At 36.8% G+C, this 17,887-nt stretch carries 8 protein-coding genes; all 8 read left to right on the forward strand.

Annotation, left to right across the window (positions count from 1 at the left end; genetic code table 11):
* Positions 1-42: 42 nt before the first annotated feature.
* Positions 43-3,327 carry a glycosyl hydrolase gene (locus ACFQ0I_RS07750; protein ID WP_379940957.1) on the forward strand — a complete coding sequence of 1,095 codons (3,285 nt, stop codon included), beginning with the start codon at positions 43-45 and terminating at the stop codon, positions 3,325-3,327.
* 124 nt (positions 3,328-3,451) lie between these two features.
* Positions 3,452-5,836 carry an alpha-L-rhamnosidase-related protein gene (locus ACFQ0I_RS07755; protein ID WP_379940959.1) on the forward strand — a complete coding sequence of 795 codons (2,385 nt, stop codon included), beginning with the start codon at positions 3,452-3,454 and terminating at the stop codon, positions 5,834-5,836.
* Positions 5,837-5,946: 110 nt separating this feature from the next.
* Positions 5,947-8,256 carry a glycoside hydrolase family 78 protein gene (locus tag ACFQ0I_RS07760; protein WP_379940961.1) on the forward strand — a complete coding sequence of 770 codons (2,310 nt, stop codon included), beginning with the start codon at positions 5,947-5,949 and terminating at the stop codon, positions 8,254-8,256.
* Between the two features lie 93 nt (positions 8,257-8,349).
* Positions 8,350-11,868 (forward strand): glycosyl hydrolase, encoded by a 3,519-nt coding sequence (locus ACFQ0I_RS07765; protein ID WP_379940963.1) that lies wholly within the window; start codon positions 8,350-8,352, stop codon positions 11,866-11,868.
* A 149-nt stretch (positions 11,869-12,017) separates the two neighbouring features.
* A complete protein-coding gene (locus ACFQ0I_RS07770) occupies positions 12,018-13,424 on the forward strand; it encodes a sulfatase (RefSeq protein WP_379940965.1) in 1,407 nt (468 codons plus the stop codon).
* Positions 13,425-13,450: 26 nt separating this feature from the next.
* Entirely contained in the window at positions 13,451-15,085 is a 1,635-nt protein-coding gene (locus ACFQ0I_RS07775; RefSeq protein WP_379940966.1) for a sulfatase-like hydrolase/transferase, read from the forward strand.
* A gap of 16 nt (positions 15,086-15,101) precedes the next feature.
* Positions 15,102-16,583: a sulfatase family protein gene (locus ACFQ0I_RS07780; protein ID WP_379940968.1), complete on the forward strand. Its 1,482-nt coding sequence runs from the start codon at positions 15,102-15,104 to the stop codon at positions 16,581-16,583.
* Between the two features lie 176 nt (positions 16,584-16,759).
* Positions 16,760-17,812 (forward strand): L-rhamnose/proton symporter RhaT, encoded by a 1,053-nt coding sequence (gene rhaT, locus ACFQ0I_RS07785; RefSeq protein WP_379940970.1) that lies wholly within the window; start codon positions 16,760-16,762, stop codon positions 17,810-17,812.
* Positions 17,813-17,887: the final 75 nt, after the last annotated feature.

Raw genomic sequence — 17,887 nt, forward strand, 5'->3', positions numbered from 1 at the left:
CAACAGTTTTGTGATTGTATTGCAAAACAGTCGTGTCTTTTTATGAAAAATCATACAGAAATGAATTCAAAAAGAATATTTACCTGTTATTTAAGTGTTTTGTTCATGCTTGTTTTAATGAGTTCCTCTAAAACTTGGAGCCAAATGAGCAAACAAAACTTTCAACAACTAAAATCTAATTTTACCAAACCTGCCAACGACAATACTATTTGGTGTTATTGGTATTGGATTAATGATGATATATCTAAAGAAGGTATTACCAAGGATTTGGAAGCCATGAAAAAAGCGGGTATTGGTGGAGCTCTCATTGGAAATATTAATCCAGCTCATAAAGACGGAAAAGTACCCATGCTTAGTGAAAATTGGTGGTCGCATATGGTACATGCTGTGGTTGAAGGCAAGCGTATTGGGGTAGATATTGGGGTGTTTAACTGTCCTGGATGGAGCCAAAGTGGTGGTCCTTGGGTCGATTATACTAAATCGATGCGTTATCTTACGTATAGCGAAACCAAAGTTTCGGGTGGAAAAAAACTTAACATACAACTTGAGAAACCGAAAAATGAATTTCAAGATACGCACACCTTTGCATTCAAATCGTCTGAGGTCGAAAAAAGAAGTACACAGTACATTCCAACCAAAGTAACTACCAATTGGATCGATATTAACGTAAATATTTTAACCGATGGAAATATAGAAGAAGGTACCAACTTTGAACCCAAGAAAGGTGCTTCTTTAGAAATTATTTTTGAACTTTCTGAAACAATAACGGCTCGTTCTATAGCCATTACACCAAGCAAAGCTTTCAAATGTAATATGATGCTAGTTGTTGTGGTTGATGGCAAGGAGAAAATTGTAAAAGAATTTACTTTTGACCGTTTTAAAATAGAACCCAATGTGGCATTCATTAAAACGGGCGCTTATGCTACCGATTTACCAGATGTAAAAGGACAAAAGTTTATATTAAAATGTACTGATTTCAGAACCAAAAGTGATGGATATGGTTTTGCTGAAATTACTATTTCTGAAGCACCTGTATTAGATAAATTCATTGAGAAACAACTGGGTAAAATGAACTCCACTCCCAGTATTCAATGGGATTCGTACATCTATGGACAACAAGAAGCACTGAAAGATAAAAGTTTATGTATTAATCCTGATGCATTGATTACTTTAAACGATAAACTCGATAAAAATGGAGTGTTAAATTGGGATGCACCTGCAGGAGATTGGACTATTATGCGAATGGGAATGACACCTACAGGCACTAAAAACGCTCCAGCAGCGCCACAAGGTGTTGGTTACGAAATTGATAAAATGAGTAGCTCTTTAGCAGAGTACCACTTCGATAATTTTGTTGGCGAGTTGATAAAAAGAATTCCTAAAGAAAGCCAATCAGCTTTTAAATATGTAGTAGCAGATAGTTATGAACAAGGGGCTCAAAACTGGACAGACGGTTATGAACTTAAATTCAAAGAAAAATATGGCTACGATCCTGTGCCATTCTTACCCGTTCTTTCTGGAAGAATAGTGGGTAGTGTAGAGCTATCTGAACGTTTCTTGTGGGATTTGCGACGTTCCATTGCAGATGATATTGCTTATGAATACGTGGGTGGATTACGCAAAGCCAGTAACAAGCACAACCTTAAAGTTTGGTTAGAAAATTACGGTCACTGGGGTTTTCCGGGCGAGTTTATGATGTATGGCGGACAGTCGGATTTGATAGGAGGTGAATTTTGGAACGAAGGTACTCTCGGTAATATCGAATGTAAAGCTTCTTCTTCAACCTCACATACGTATGGTAAGCCTATAACTTCGGCTGAGGCTTTTACTTCCTCCCGAAAAGCCTTCCTGCGTCATCCTGCCATGCTTAAAAAACGCGGTGATTGGGCACTTACAGAAGGGATTAATCATTTCGTATTGCACCTGTATATTCAACAACCTGATGATAAACGCAAACCTGGAATGAACGCTTGGTTTGGCACCGAGTTTAACCGTCATAATACTTGGTTTGGTCAGGCTGATACCTATTTTGATTATCTGCGTCGTTGCCAACATTTATTACAACAAGGTAAATATGTAGCCGATGTTTGCTATTATATAGGTGAAGATGCTCCTGTAATGACGGGTGTTCGTAATCCTGAAATTCCACAAGGATATTCTTATGATTACATCAACGCTGAGGTGATTATGAACCGCTTAACGGTTAAAGATGGCAGATTTGTGTTACCTGATGGGATGTCTTATAAAGTGATGGTGTTACCTCCATTTACTACGATGCGTCCTGAATTACTAAAGAAGATTGAAGCGTTGGTACAACAAGGAGGTGTTATTTTAGGTCCAAAACCATTAGAATCTCCAAGTTTGCAGAATTTCCCAGCCTGCGATGAGCAAGTGAAAGCATTGGCTAGCAAACTGTGGAATGGAACATACAATCAAGGTAAAATGGCGGTACAATATGGCGAAGGAAAAGTGATGGATGGTTTCCAATTGTCAGAAGTATTCGAGACTATTAATCTGTCAAAAGATTTGGAGCTTTCTGCTGATGCACCAGTACTGTGGATTCACAGAACGATGCCTGGTATGGAAATCTATTTTATAAGTAATCAAAGTGATGAGACCATTGATTTATCTCCAGTTTTTAGAGTGAATCAAAAGCTAAAACCACAATTGTGGGATGCGGTAAGTGGCGATATAAGAGCTTTAGCCAACTATGAAATAACAAGCACAGGTATCAAAGTACCATTAACAATGGAAGCTGCTCAAAGTTGGTTTGTGGTATTTGCTAATGAAGCCAATAATATCGAAGTGAAACCTACTTATGCTACTAATTTTCCTGTTTACGAAAAGGTGAGTACTATTAAAGTGCCTTTTAAAGTAGAATTTATAAACAAAGATATTGCACCTAAAGATCCTGTAGTATTTGATGAATTAATAGATTGGAGAAATTCAGAAGATGAGCAACTAAAGTACTATTCAGGAACTGCTGTTTATTCATCAACTTTTAATATAAATAAACTTCCAAAAAACCAAGATCTATTCCTTAATCTAGGGAAAGTTTCGGTAATGGCAAAAGTGAAGCTAAACGGAAAAGATATGGGAGGTGTGTGGATGGCACCTTACCGACTAAATATCATAAATGCTTTGAAAAAAGGAGAGAATACATTAGAAATTGAGGTGGTGAACTTGTGGCGAAATCAACTCATAAGAGACAAACAACGGTCTGATGATAAAAAATATACTTGGTTAGTTACTGATGATATTAAGCCTGATAGTGACATACAATCATCAGGTTTGTTAGGGCCAATTATTATTGAAACGATTAAATAATAAGAATTAGTGATGACTTTTTTTTACTGATTAGCCTGTAAAAGTGAGACAGTGCAGGATAGTATAAATAAATCAACAAATTAAATTTATCAGTCATAAAATTCAAAAAACATAATTTAAATAAATGAATATCATCTATCAAAATCAAATAAAACTTCGTTTTGTTATCCTACTAGTTTTTACAGTTTTTACAACTATTGGCTATGCCAAAACCCCCAACTGGGGGGGTAACGCACAATGGATGTGGCAAGAAGAGGCAGGACCTGCAAATACCTGGGTTGCTTTTCGTAAAACTTTTGACCTTAAAAATGTTCCTACTGAAGCTTTGGCACATTTAGCTGTAGATACTAAATATTGGCTGTGGGTAAATGGTAAAGCAGTTTTGTTTGAAGGTGGTTTGGCTCGTGGAGCGGCACCCAACACCAATTATTATGATGAGGTTGACTTAACAGCCCATTTAAAAAAAGGGCAAAATACCATCGCTATTTTGGTTTGGTACTGGGGAAGAACACGAAAAGTTCATGATGATAGTGGCAAAGGCGGTCTTTTATTTCATGCCAACTTAGGAAATCAGATTATAGAATCAAATACAGACTGGAAGCTAAAAGTGCATCCAGCTTACGACCCCAATAGCGGTGGCGGTGGCGATTCTGCCAATCGTGTTAATGCTTACAATGTAAAATTTGATGCGCGTTTGGCTATGGGAGATTGGTCTGATAAGGCTTGGTACTCTCAAAATTATGATGATAATAATTGGAGCAGTCCAACCCTAAAAGGATTAGCAAACAGTTTTCCATGGGGAAGTTTAGTAAAAAGAGCTATTCCGCAATGGAACAACAGAGGCTTAACTAATTATGAATCACTTAAAATTAGCTCTAAAACGGATAAGGTTAATATTAAATTACCTTATAAAAACAATACAGATTCAACAGTAATCATCCATGCTAAACTTCCTTTCAACAAACAAATTACCCCTTACCTTAAAGTAAATAGTATTGCTGGTAAAACCATTATTGCAAATACCGACAATCCATTTAATATGTTAAGTGGAACTTACATTACGAAAGATGGGGAGCAGGCCTTTGAGAGCTATTCTTGGATAAATGGTCATGTAGTAACCTATAGTATTCCGCCAGGTGTTGAGGTATTAGACTTAAAATACCGATGGACAGGTGTTGGAGAAATGACAGGTAATTTTGAATGTAATGATGGCTATTTTACTCGTCTTTGGTGGATGGCACGTAATACCTTGTATATATGCGCCCGTGATGGCTATATGGATTGTCCGGATAGAGAACGTGGGTTATGGATAGGTGACGTAGCCGATCAAACAGGTGCCATTTTCTACACTTTGGATAATGCAGGACGTCAGCTGCTGAAAAAAGGAATTGATAATACGATTGCATATCGCGCTGGTGATACGATTCAAGGGTTGGCACCCGGCTTTGGTGCTTACAGAGGAAAAAGTAGTGAACTTACTTGTCAAAGTTTACAATTTATTGATCAAGTAGTTTGGCAATACTACTACAATACAGGCGATAAAGAAACTTTGTCAAATGCTTATCCAGCTATCTTTAACTATCTAAATCTTTGGAAAATGGAATCCAATGGCTTACCCGAACATCGTAAGGGCTATGCCAATTGGGTAGATTGGGGGGAAGATACAGATCCAACTCCTACGAATGTTTGTTGGTACTATATGGCTTTAAAAGCAGCTAAAAAAATGGCAATAACTTTAAAAAAGGAAAGCGATATTAATTGGTATAATGAACGCATCACAAGTATTGAAAAAAACTTCGCAAATGAGTATTGGCAAGGAACACATTATGGAACAAAAGGAAAACCAATAGAAGAGCGTACCACGTCTTTGGCTATTGTAAGTGGTTTGGCTGACAAAGCCCATTATGACAAATTAGTAGATTCTATTTTACTTCCTGTTCAAAAAGCAAGTCCTCACATGGAATGGCTTGCACAAGAGGCTATTATGTTGACAGGTCAATATGATAAGGGCTTGTTGCGAATGAAACAGCGTTATGAATCTCAAGTAAATAATAAAGAACTAACAACGCTTTATGAAAAATTTGATGATAAAAAACCTGGTACCCCTAACCATGCGTGGAATGCGCCTAATTATGTACTCTCTAGATATATTGCAGGAATAAAGGCAACTGATGTAGCTTGGAAATCTTTTGAAGTAAAGCCAAATTTAGCGCATCTTACGAATGTAAAACAAATTGTTCCTTCTGTAAAAGGCGATATTTCTGTTGAAGTCAATAAATCAAAAGATAGGTATTCTATTCATTTAAGTTCTCCCAAAGAAACAGCGGCAACAATATATGTACCTAAATCAGACAAAAAGATTAGTAAGATTTTAGTAAATGGGAAAAATGTTTGGAAGGGGGATAAGAAATTCAAACAGCTGGATGGTTTTGAATATGTAAGTGAAGATTCAAATGATATCATGTTTAAAGTTGTTGCTGGCAAATGGTTAGTGGTTGCTGAATACTAATAATAGAGTACCCTCTTTTGGAATAGATAATCCTAGAGGCCTTATTCTTTATTTTTCATTCAAAAAACCAGATTAGATAAACGTATGGTACAACTAAATAAAGTCAATTTATGAGAATTTTTATTTTTTTTCTAATGGGTATCAGTACAATGGTACAGGCTATGGAAATCAAAAACTTAAAATGCGAAGGACAAACAAATCCTGTAGGAATTACCAAAACGCATCCCAGTTTTAGCTGGACATTTGTAGGAGATAAAACAAGTCATGAACAAGGAGGTTTTCGTATTATGATGGCCACCAGTATTGAAAAATTAAAGTATCCTGATATTTGGGATACAGGACCAACAAGCAATGCAGGTACAGGACCTTATAAATATTTGGGTGAACCCCTAAAATCAGGGCAAAAAGTTTATTGGATGGTGACCGTTTGGGGAAATAATCGCGGGGTGGTACACAGTGAACCTTCTTGGTTTGTGATGGGGGAGATTAAAAATCCTGAAAAATCTTTTGTACCACCCGTTTTTGAACAAAAAAAAGGGGTAGTAAAAATCACTTTAAACCCAAAAGACAAGGGTCGGGTTTTTGAAGGTATTGGCGGCGTTAGTGCGGGTGCTTCTACCGATTTATTGTATGATTATCAAGACCCTTACCGCAGTCAAATTTTAGATTTGTTGTTTAAACCCAAGTTTGGGGCTGGTTTTCAGCATCTAAAAGTAGAGATGGGTGGTGGCGAAAATTCCACTTGTGGCTCTGAACCCTCGCATGCTATTACTAGAGAAGAATTAAAAAATCCAGTGTCCAGAGGATATGAATTTTGGCTCATGCGCGAAGCTAAAAACCGAAATCGAGACTTGATTTTGGAATACCTGCCTTGGAGTTTTCCAGGCTATCTGAAACCGAATATTTACACCAAAGAATCTGCTGAATATTTTGTTTCATTTATGGATGTGGCAAAACGCGATTGGAATTTGGATATAGACTGGGTAGCAGCAGCCGAAAACGAGAACTATACGGATCGCGATTGGTTGGTCAATGAAGTGCGCCCCCTATTGGATGCCCGAGGCTACAAAAAAGTGAAAATTCAAGGACCAGATGATAACAGCGGCGATTGGCAAATTTTTGAGGCTTTTGAAAAGGATTCCGAATTCGATAAAGTGGTAGAAGCCTCAGGATATCACTATATAACGGGACGTGAGTTCAATGAAAATATGGTGGATGGTAGAGGTCGTCCTACAACTGCCAAGGCCAAAGCATCGGGCAAACCACTTTGGGCTAGTGAAGATTGGAGCTGGACAGGTAAAGACTGGGGTGGAGCTGGGGCACTCAATCTAGCACGTTTGTATAACAAGTTTTATATTCGAGATAAAATTACCAAAACCCTCATATGGGCACCTATTGGCTCGATATACGAATCGGTTACTTGGGATAAGGCAGGAGCTATGAAGGCTAACAGTCCTTGGAGTGGTTATTACGAAGTATGGCCTACTATCTGGGCAACAGCGCACACCACACAATTTGCAGAACCCGACAAATGGCAGTATTTGGATAAAGCTTGTGGCTTGTTTGATGCTGCAACTTACAAGGGAAGTTGTGTTAGTTTAAAAGAAAAAAATAGCGATAATTGGAGTATGATTATTTGTACTGAGATGGCTGAGACCTTGGAGGTTAAGATTGAAAAAGGCTTGTCGGATAAAACGGTTACAGTTTGGAAATCAGATGAAAATAATCAGTTTGTTCAGCAAGAAAGTATTCTCCCTAAAAAAGGAAAGTTTGTAATAAATCTTAACCCTAAGTGCATCTATTCATTGACCACCACTAAAGGTCAACAAAAAGGGCATTATTCAATTCCTAAAGAAATGGCTTTTCCTTTTCCTTATAGTGAAGATTATGAAGATAGAAAAGCAGGAGATTTACCTAAATATCATTCAGACCAAACAGGGAGTTTTGAAATTACAAAAAAAGAAGATGGAACAAATTGTTTGAAACAAATTAATCCCGAACAAGGGTGCGACTGGATGCGTATTTATAGGCGTTCAAATATAAAACCCAATACCTTAGTGGGAGACATCAACTGGAAGGATTTTACCTGTAGTGTAGATGTATTCATCGATGGTGGTGATGTTGAATTAGGAGGAAGAGTACAAGGCAGTTATTTAAAAGGATATCGTTTGATGCTTGAAAAAACTGGAAACTGGAAACTGGTTTTCGATAAAACAAACTTGGCTTCAGGGACTATTCAAAATTTTGACGGAAGTATTTGGCACAATATAAAACTTAGTTTTAAAGAAAAAGAGATTAAAGCATTTGTTGATGGGATATTGCTAACCGAAGTAACCCAAAATACTGGCAATGGATATGTTTTATTGGGAAGCTCCTATAACAATAATCTTTTTGACAATCTTAAAGTTTTCAAAGAATAATTTTAAGGAGTAAAGTGTAAAATTTAAAGAACTATAACGGCTCTTGAAATTTAGGGTAGAAAAACAAATCCACTAATTAAAGTAGATAGTATCATGAATCAAAAAAGGTTTCTAAAAAAATTAAAAACACTACTAAACAAAATCGTCTTAGCAAGCTTGTTATTGTGTTTGTTCTTATCGGAAGTTAAAGCGCAAAACACTGCACTCGAACAAAGTTTTCAAAATCCCCCTGCATCTGCAAAAGCTCAAACCATTTGGTTTTGGATAAACGGAAATGTATCAAAAGCAGGTATAACAGCCGATTTGGAAGCGATGAAAACGCTTGGTATTCAAGGCGCGATACTGTTTAACGTAAGCTTAGGAAACCCAGAGGGCGTTGCGCCTTATTTAAGTCCAACATGGTTAGAACTCTTTAAGTTCGCTGCTTTGGAAGCCAAACGTTTGGGTCTGGAGTTGGGCTTTCATAATGGTGCTGGCTGGTCCTCATCTGGTGGTCCTGCAATTACGCCTGAATATGCGATGCAAGAACTGGTATATTCAGAAATCATACACCAAGGAAATTCCATATTCAAAGGTAAATTGCCTCAACCAAAAACCAAATTAGATTATTATAAAGACATTGCCATACTCGCATTCCCAAAACCCAAAAGCGATGTACGTATTCATGATTTGGATATTAAAAGTCTTTCTCATAAAGTCCGAAATCATTTAAACCCCGATGATAAAACTATTTCAGATTTGGCAGTTATAAAGAAATCAGACATTATTGATTTAACATCGAAACTTGATTCTGATGGTTCGTTAACTTGGAAGGCACCTGCTGGGGAATGGGTGATTTTACGTATGGGGCACACCCCAACTGCTGAGATGAACCGTTTTCCTAGTGATGGTGGTCGTGGATTAGAATGCGACAAAATGAGTACCCAAGCTGTTGATTTATTTTGGAATGAAAGCATAATGCCTATTATTAACAAACTGGATACCTTAGTAGGTTCTGTAGTTAAAAGATGCCATTTAGATAGTTATGAAGTAGGAACAACCAACTGGACTAAGGATTTTGCTGCGGAATTCAAAAGGCTTCGTTCTTATGATTGTCATTCATATTTACCTACGCTGGCGGGTTATTATGTGGAAAGTGGCGAAGCATCCGAACGATTTCTTTGGGACTTCCGTCGAACTATTGGCGATTTAATGGCAAAAAATTATTACGGACGGCTAGCAGCCCTTAGCCATCAACATGGTATGCTGTTTTCCACCGAACCTTATTGGGGACCTTTCGATAATATGAAGGTGGGCGAATCGGCCGATTTAGTGATGTCTGAGTTTTGGAGCGGAAGTCTCGCGTTTTTCGATTCCCCAAAATTTGTTGCTTCCATAGCCAAATTAAATGGCAACAACATTGCCGAGGCGGAGTCTTTTACCGGTATGGGTGGATGGGACCAGCACCCTAGTAAACTTAAAGCGATGGGCGATTTGGCTTGGGCGCAGGGTATAAATCGTTTTGTTTTTCACAGTTATGTACATCAACCTTGGGATGTGGGTCCTGGATTGACTTTACAGGTTTTTGGAACTGATTTTAACCGTTTGAATACTTGGTGGAACCAAAGTAAACCTTTTGTGAACTATATCAATCGAGGTCAGTTTTTATTACAGCAAGGTCAATCTGTTGCCGATGTTTTGCTGTTTACAGGAGAAGCTTCGCCAAATGATGCCTTATTGATGCCAGAAATAAAAGCCTTAGGATACGATTATGACGTGATTGGTTCCAATAAAATAAACGAATTGTCGGTGAAGGATGGTTTAATTTGCACCACAGTTGGCGATACATACCATGCTTTGGTACTTCCCTCAACGCCTTGGATGACACCTAAAACATTGACTAAAATAGAAGCGTTGGCAAACGGTGGCGCTACTATTTTGGGGACAAAACCACGAAAATCACCTAGCCTTCAAAATTATCCGGCATGTGATGAACAGGTGAGAGATACGGCTATTAACTTATGGGATTCCGGACTCATAAATGATTTGTCAATTTTAGATTTTCTTAAAAAGAGTAAGCTCCCTCCTGATTTTTCTGTTCAGCAAGAAAGTACAGAAGCTCTAGATTTTATCCACCGAAGAACAGCAGACACAGACATCTATTTTGTAGTGAACGCACTAAAGGAAAGTAGAAATCTTGAATGCCGTTTTAGGGTTACAGGCAAACAACCTGAATTTTGGAATGCCGAAACAGGCGAAATTACAAAAGCTTCAGTTTGGAAAAATAACGGAGATGGAACCACTACGGTTTCCATACCGTTTGCTTCAGAAGCAGCTGTTTTTGTGGTTTTTAGAAAGTCGGATGATTCAGAACATCATATTGTAAGAGTTACAACGGCGTTACAAAATCCAAATGTTGAACCACTACCAAACTTAAAAATTATAAAAGCAGAATACGGTACGTTTTTACCTGATGGCGTAGTTGATGTGACAGAAGTCGTTTCAAATAGTGTTCTAAATAGTCAACTGAAAATACAAGCAACTAGAGACCTCTGTGGAGGCGACCCAGCTCCGGGCTACAAAAAAGAATTGCGTATTCAATATAAAATAGGGGGAGAAATTCTGGAGAAAAATGCTATGGAACGCGAATGGCTGGAAGTCGCTGCGCCTGATGCTGGGAAATTGGAAATATTGAAAGCAGTTTTTGGAAAATTTAAAAGGGGAATCGATGGTATTCCACCTAATAAGCCAGTTTACAATGTAACTGACAAAGTTAATTCCATGGTGAATTCAGGAATATTCGAAATACCAGTCAATAACAGTTTTTCGGAAAAGAAAGATAGCTCAATTAAAAAATCCTTACGTATTGTATATGTTACAAATGATGAAGAAAAAACAGTTGTAGTATCGGATGGAGGCATATTGCGACTATCAAAAGAATCACCTGAATCAAAATTGAAATATGAAGATGGAACGTTAAATTGGGTAACGCCTTTAGCTGGTAAAATTACCTACCGTACTTCCGCAGGAAAAACAAAAACAGTAGAGGTGAAATCAGTCCCTGAACCTATGGAATTAACTGGCGCATGGGATGTTAGTTTTCCGCAGAAGAATGAAACGGTTTTAAAAGAAACGTTCAACAGCTTAACGTCGTGGACTACCTCTTCTAACGATGCTATCAGGTATTTCTCGGGTACAGCCAGCTATAAAAAACAATTTGAAGTTCCATCCAAATTTTTCAAATCTAATATTTGCTTACAGTTAGATTTAGGAAATGTAAAAGAGATAGCCGAAGTGTATTTAAATGGCAAAAATCTTGGAATATTATGGAAAGCGCCTTTTAAAATTAATATTAATGAAGCTGTTGTTAAAGGCACAAATACGCTAGAGATAAAAATTACCAATCTTTGGCCTAATCGACTAATTGGTGATGAACAATTACCTTCAGATTATAAATACAAAGGTTCGGTAGTTAATGAGTGGCCCGAGTGGCTTTTAAACAATACAGACCGCCCAACAGAACGAGTAACTTTTGCAGCCTTTAAGCATTGGAACAAAGATTCTAAATTACTTCCATCGGGCTTATTGGGGCCTGTTAAAATTATAGTTTCCAAAGTGGAAAAATTGAAATAGACTGGAATGAATTCAGCACAGTACAGGACAACATCTAAGAAGATTTAAAATAAATTTGAATCTTGGCATTATTTGTTTCTGGTAGTGGCTTAGCCGTTACCTGTAAATGATATTCCAAGTAGAATTAACGATTTAAAGAAAACTTTTACATGAAGCATATCTTATCAATAGCCGTTTTATTTATTGGTTTGAGCACTGTTGCACAGCCCAAAAAGAAAATGCCCAACATCCTTTTTATAGCGGTGGATGATTTACGTCCGGAACTGAATTGTTATGGGGCAAGCCAAATCAAATCACCTAATTTGGATAAGTTGGCTGCTGAAGGCTTGGTTTTTAACAGAGCCTATTGCAACATTCCTGTTTGTGGTGCTTCAAGAGCAAGTCTTTTAACGGGTACGCGTCCTACGCGTTATCGTTTTATTGATGCTTATACTGAAAAGGACAAAGACAATCCCGATGCCGTGTCACTGCCGTTATTGCTTAAGAATAATGGTTATACCACCATTTCCAACGGAAAAATATACCATCATCAAAAAGATGATAAAGAGGCGTGGGACAGCCGTTGGTTTCCAAAAGGAAATATTCGTGATTATCAGTTAACAGAGAATATTAATAAGAATGCCAGTGCAAACCTTTCGGAAATAGGAGGAGCTGCTTTTGAAAATGCAAATGTGGATGATACTGCTTATTTTGATGGCAAAATTGCTCAAAAAGGGATTGCAGATTTGCGTAAACTAAAAAACAAAAACAAGCCTTTTTTTCTGGCTTTAGGTTTTATGAAACCCCATCTGCCGTTCAACGCGCCTAAAAAATACTGGGATTTGTATGATAGAAATACCATAAAACTTCCGGAGAGTTACGTTCAACCCGAAACGACTCCCAAAGAAGCATTTCATAATTATGGCGAATTGCGCCTGTATGGCGGAATTCCAAAGAAAGGTGAATTATCAGAGGATTTGGCTAAAGAATTGATTCATGGCTATTATGCCTGCGTGAGTTATGTTGATGCACAAATTGGTTTGGTTCTCGATGAATTGAAACGTTTGAATTTAGAGGAAGATACGATTGTGATTTTATGGGGCGACCATGGATGGAATTTAGGTGACCACAAACTGTGGTGTAAACATTCTACTTTCGAAACAGCACTTAAAACCCCATTAATCATTAAAGTGCCAGGAAAAACTAATGGTGCTATCAGCAACGATATTGTTGAGTATGTAGATGTCTATCCATCGTTGGTAGAACTGGCAGGTTTGAAAATCCCGAGTACGGTTGAAGGCAAAAGTTTTGTGCCCATTATTAATGGAAATAAAAGTGATAAAAATTGGGCCGTGAGTAAGTTTAAAGATGCTGTAACTTTGATAAAGGGCGATTTATTTTATACCGAATGGACAGACAATCATGGGAAAGCCTACGCTCGGATGCTTTTCGACCATAAAACCGACCCTTTAGAGTTGGATAATTTAGCTGAAAAACCAGAATATCAAAATATGGTAAATGAATTAGCCACAGATTTAAGGGCAAAATGGGGAAAGGATTTTTTAATAAAAAATTAAAGTTTAATAGCAATAAATAGTTACCAATGACAAAAGCTAAATATTTAGTTTTAATACTAATTTCCATATTTTCGTTTTCAGGATATAGTCAAAGTCAACATGCATCAAAACCCAACATAGTATTCATTTTAGCAGACGACTTAGGTTGGACCGATGTAAGCACGGGCAATACTAATTTCAATAATGGTTCTAAAATATTTCAAACTCCTGAGATTGATAAATTAGCATCCCAAGGCATGTCTTTTACTAATGCGTATACCAATCAAAACTGTGCGCCAACGCGTGCCGCCTTGATAAGCGGGCAATACGCCACAGGCTCTGATAACGGCGTGTACAATGTAGGGTCATTAAAAAGACAAGACAAACGAACAAAAGGTTTTCCAAATGTACTAATTGAGCCTCATGAGCAGCAAAAAGTAATTTCAGAAGATGGATTTAATATTTTCGATATGCTCAAAACACAAGGTTACCAAACTGCTTTAATTGGCAAAAGTCATGGTACACCGCATCCTTTAAGAGGCGACTATGGTATCGACTTACCTGCCGACATTCATAATGAGATAGCGGCTACTGTAAATGGAGAAAAAACGAAGTCGTATTATTTAGCATTGCATTCAGATGGCAATGGATGGACTTTTGGATCGGATTATTTTGATAAATATGCGCATCCGTATAATCAAAAATATATTGATGAAAACTTATCACCATACAAAAAGAATAGTAATCAATCGGTTTTAGTAGGAACACCTAAACACCTTACAGATGCCATTGGTGATTTTTCGGTAGATTATATTAAAGAAAAAGCAAATACTGAAAAGCCATTTTTTCTTTACGTGCCCTTTCATGCGGTTCATTCAGATGTTGTAGGTCGTAAAGATTTAACCGAGAAATATTTAAAAAGAGGTTTAAGTGAAAAACAAGCAGAATACGCTTCTTTAATAGAACTTTTAGACCAAAATGTGGGTAAAATTAGTAATGCCTTGAAAGATCCAAATGGTGATGGTGATTTTTCAGATGATATAACCAATAACACCCTGTTTATTTTTTATTCAGATAACGGAGGATTGGTTGATAATGTTCCTCTTAAAGGCAAAAAAGGAAGTTTAGACGAAGGGGGTATTCGAGTCCCATTAATTTTTAGATTTCCCAATGTAATCAAAAAGAATTCAGTTTCAAATCAAGCAGTGCATTGTATTGATTTTTTACCAACATTAGCTGATTTTGCAGGAGTAGATATTGCTTCATTACAAAAAGCTAATGGGGAAAAAGGTATTTACGACGGCGCATCTTTTGCACATATTTTAAAGGGGAAGCAAAAACGTATAGAACGCGACAATTTGTTTTGGCACCTCCCGGGATATATGGACGAAAGGTTTTCGCCTACCACACTCATTCAAAAACGCATTGGTAATGCCTATTATAAGCTTTTTTATTTTTATGAAACAGAAGAATTTGCTTTGTACAATTTGAAAAAAGATTTGGGAGAGAAAGACAATCTTTTAGAAAAGCCAACTTCAAAAAATATGAAGGTTGCTTTAAAAATGAATGCTGATATGCTAGCTTGGTTAAAAGCAAATATGGCTCCTACGGGTACATTTATAAAAAACGGAAATACAGTACCTTATCCAAAAGCAGATGCAGTTAGCAAATACAAACAATAATTATATACTATTGAAAATGAAAAAATATAATCTGATACTGCTTCTCTTTGGATGTATCTCTTTAACAATGATTTCATGCTCGGCTCAAAAAAAGAAAGAGCAAGCGAATGCTAATAATTCACAGAATCAAAGCACACAACCCTATATTATATTTTATTTGTCTGATGATCAAGATGTATATGATTATGGTTGTTATGGGAACGAAAAAGTTAAAACCCCCGATGTGGACCGAATTGCTAGAGAAGGGATTTTGTTCGAAAATGCCTTTACAGGTCAGGCCATCTGTGCGCCTAGTCGATCGCAATTATTCACAGGGAAATATCCTTTGAAAAACGGTTGTTTTGCGAATCATTCCAAAGTAAAACCCGATATCGTTAGTATTACCAAGCAGCTGCGAAAACTTGGGTATGAAGTGGTACTAGCAGGAAAAAGTCATGTGAGTCCAGATGCAGTTTTTAATTGGGACAAAGAATGGCATGCCGTAGAAAGACCCGAAGGCCCAAGAGAATATATTCCAATTGATAGTATTCAAAGTTATTTTAAAACGGCCAAAAAGCCATTTTGTATGTTCATAACATCATATTATCCGCATTCGGAGTATTTTAATGTGAATGGTGCTTCTGCAAATGATATCAAGTTTTACCCTTTTAATGAAAGCAAAAAGAACAATGCTGCTTTTATAAAAGACAAAGCCGGCTATTACAGAAGCATTGAAGAAGATAACAAACAATTAGACCAAGTGCTTACGGCTGCTGATAACTATTTAGGAGACAATACCCTAATTATATATAGCGCAGACCATGGTGTTTCTGGGAAATTTACAGTAAAAGATATTGGTTTGAAAGTTCCTTTTGTGGCACGTTGGCCCAAGGTAATTAAACCAGGTTCCAAATCAAATCAACTCATTCATTATACTGATGTATTACCTACTTTTATGGAAATTGCGGGTGGTAAAGCCACAGCTGATATGGATGGCAAAAGCTTCTTGCCAATTCTAAAAGGGCAGGATATTGAAATTAATAAATACGTTTATGGCGTACGGACTAATCAAAATATTTTGAATTCTGAAGTTTTTCCGTCTCGAATGATTCGAGATAGCCGTTACAAATACATCCGAAACTTTAATTCTATTGAAGTGGTAGAAAAGAATCTAACAAATAAACCCAATGTTGATTTTTTCATTCGCAGAGGTGCTACCGCTTTTAAAAACGAACCCTTTGAAGAATTGTATGATTTGAAAAACGACCCTTTCGAACAAAATAATCTAATAAACAAACCCGAATTAAAAGAGATTAAAGAGCGATTAATCAAAGACCTATTTAGTTGGATGACATTTCAAGGCGACTTTTTAAACAATCAACCGGGTACTATGCCATTAATAAAAGGAAAAGGAAAAGCTGGTTTCAGGCTAGACGAAGATACGCCTCGAAGAAAAATTCCAGATTCAATAAAAAACACGCTAAACGAAGAAGATTATTTAATTATTAAGCATTGGTAGTTTTACATTGGTTTAAAGTATGTTTTATAATAACTTGTTTTGCAGGCTACTATAAAGATTGACTAAAAATTGTGAGCTTATAATTTTCCGTTATTTTTACGAAGCATGACAGCACAGGATAACATATTTAATTACAAAAGTTAGATTTGTTTTTTAACAAAAAATAAAATATATATATGCAAGCAATATTAGGTGTTTTGTTTCATTCTTTAGGGGGTGTCGCTTCAGGAAGTTTTTACATGCCATTTAACAAAGTAAAAGGATGGGCTTGGGAAACCTATTGGATGATTGGGGGTTTAATGTCATGGCTTATTGTGCCGCCAATAGCAGCGTGGTTAACAATACCCGGATTTTTAGATATTATTTTTGCTAGTTCCAGTACCATTTTATTTTTTACTTTTTTAATGGGCTTACTTTGGGGAGTTGGCGGACTTTCTTATGGCCTTGGGGTTCGTTACTTGGGCATGTCTTTGGGTAATTCGGTGGTATTAGGGTTTTGTGCAGCTTTTGGAGCGATTGTACCTTCAGTATATTATAATTTTGTTCCAACAGAAGGCAAAGTATCGTTTACAGATATGATTTCTTCAACAGGTGGGCAAATTGTGCTTTTAGGAGTGGTAGTTTGCTTACTAGGTATTGGTATTTGTGGTAAAGCAGGTATCATGAAAGAAGCGGAGTTATCTGATGAAGACAAGAAAAAGAGTGTAGCAGAATTTGATTTAACCAAGGGATTAATTGTTGCCATTCTTTCTGGTATCTTGAGTTCTTTTTTCAACTTCGGAATTGAAGCAGGAAAACCATTAGCCGATGCTGCTGTAGTAGCTGGTTACGACCATTTATATTCTAACAATGTAACTTTCGTGGTGATTCTTTGGGGTGGTTTAGTAACTAATTTAGTGTGGACTACCATTTTAAGCATCAAAAACAAGTCGTACAAAGATTTAACAAATAAAAATACGCCAATCTCAAAAAACATCATGTTTGCTTCATTGGCAGGAACCATATGGTTTTTACAATTCTTTTTTTATGGAATGGGCGAAAGTAAATTAGGGAATGGTGCTAGTTCATGGATTTTACACATGTCTACAATTATACTTACTGCCAATTTTTGGGGAATTTACCGTAAAGAATGGAAAGGTGTAGCTAAATCAACAAAATGGACAATCACCATAGGCATCATAGCAATTCTTTTATCTGTTGTAATAGTAGGTATTGGAAATAGTATATAATAAAAAGTAATTTCTTTTTTAAACGGCATACAGGATAAAACAGGATAACTTTAATTAAATCAAAAGTTACATTTG

Origin of the sequence: Mariniflexile aquimaris, assembly GCF_042676825.1 — a bacterium.
In the GTDB taxonomy this organism is placed as follows: Bacteria; Bacteroidota; Bacteroidia; order Flavobacteriales; family Flavobacteriaceae; genus Mariniflexile; species Mariniflexile aquimaris.

Excerpts from the sequence above, each read along its gene's own strand:
- ACFQ0I_RS07780 (WP_379940968.1), top strand. The coding sequence starts at position 15,102 with ATGAAAAAATATAATCTGATACTGCTTCTCTTTGGATGTATCTCTTTA.
- ACFQ0I_RS07765 (WP_379940963.1), top strand. The coding sequence starts at position 8,350 with ATGAATCAAAAAAGGTTTCTAAAAAAATTAAAAACACTACTAAACAAA.
- ACFQ0I_RS07755 (WP_379940959.1), top strand. The coding sequence starts at position 3,452 with ATGAATATCATCTATCAAAATCAAATAAAACTTCGTTTTGTTATCCTA.
- ACFQ0I_RS07775 (WP_379940966.1), top strand. The coding sequence starts at position 13,451 with ATGACAAAAGCTAAATATTTAGTTTTAATACTAATTTCCATATTTTCG.
- rhaT (WP_379940970.1), top strand. The coding sequence starts at position 16,760 with ATGCAAGCAATATTAGGTGTTTTGTTTCATTCTTTAGGGGGTGTCGCT.
- ACFQ0I_RS07750 (WP_379940957.1), top strand. The coding sequence starts at position 43 with ATGAAAAATCATACAGAAATGAATTCAAAAAGAATATTTACCTGTTAT.
- ACFQ0I_RS07760 (WP_379940961.1), top strand. The coding sequence starts at position 5,947 with ATGAGAATTTTTATTTTTTTTCTAATGGGTATCAGTACAATGGTACAG.
- ACFQ0I_RS07770 (WP_379940965.1), top strand. The coding sequence starts at position 12,018 with ATGAAGCATATCTTATCAATAGCCGTTTTATTTATTGGTTTGAGCACT.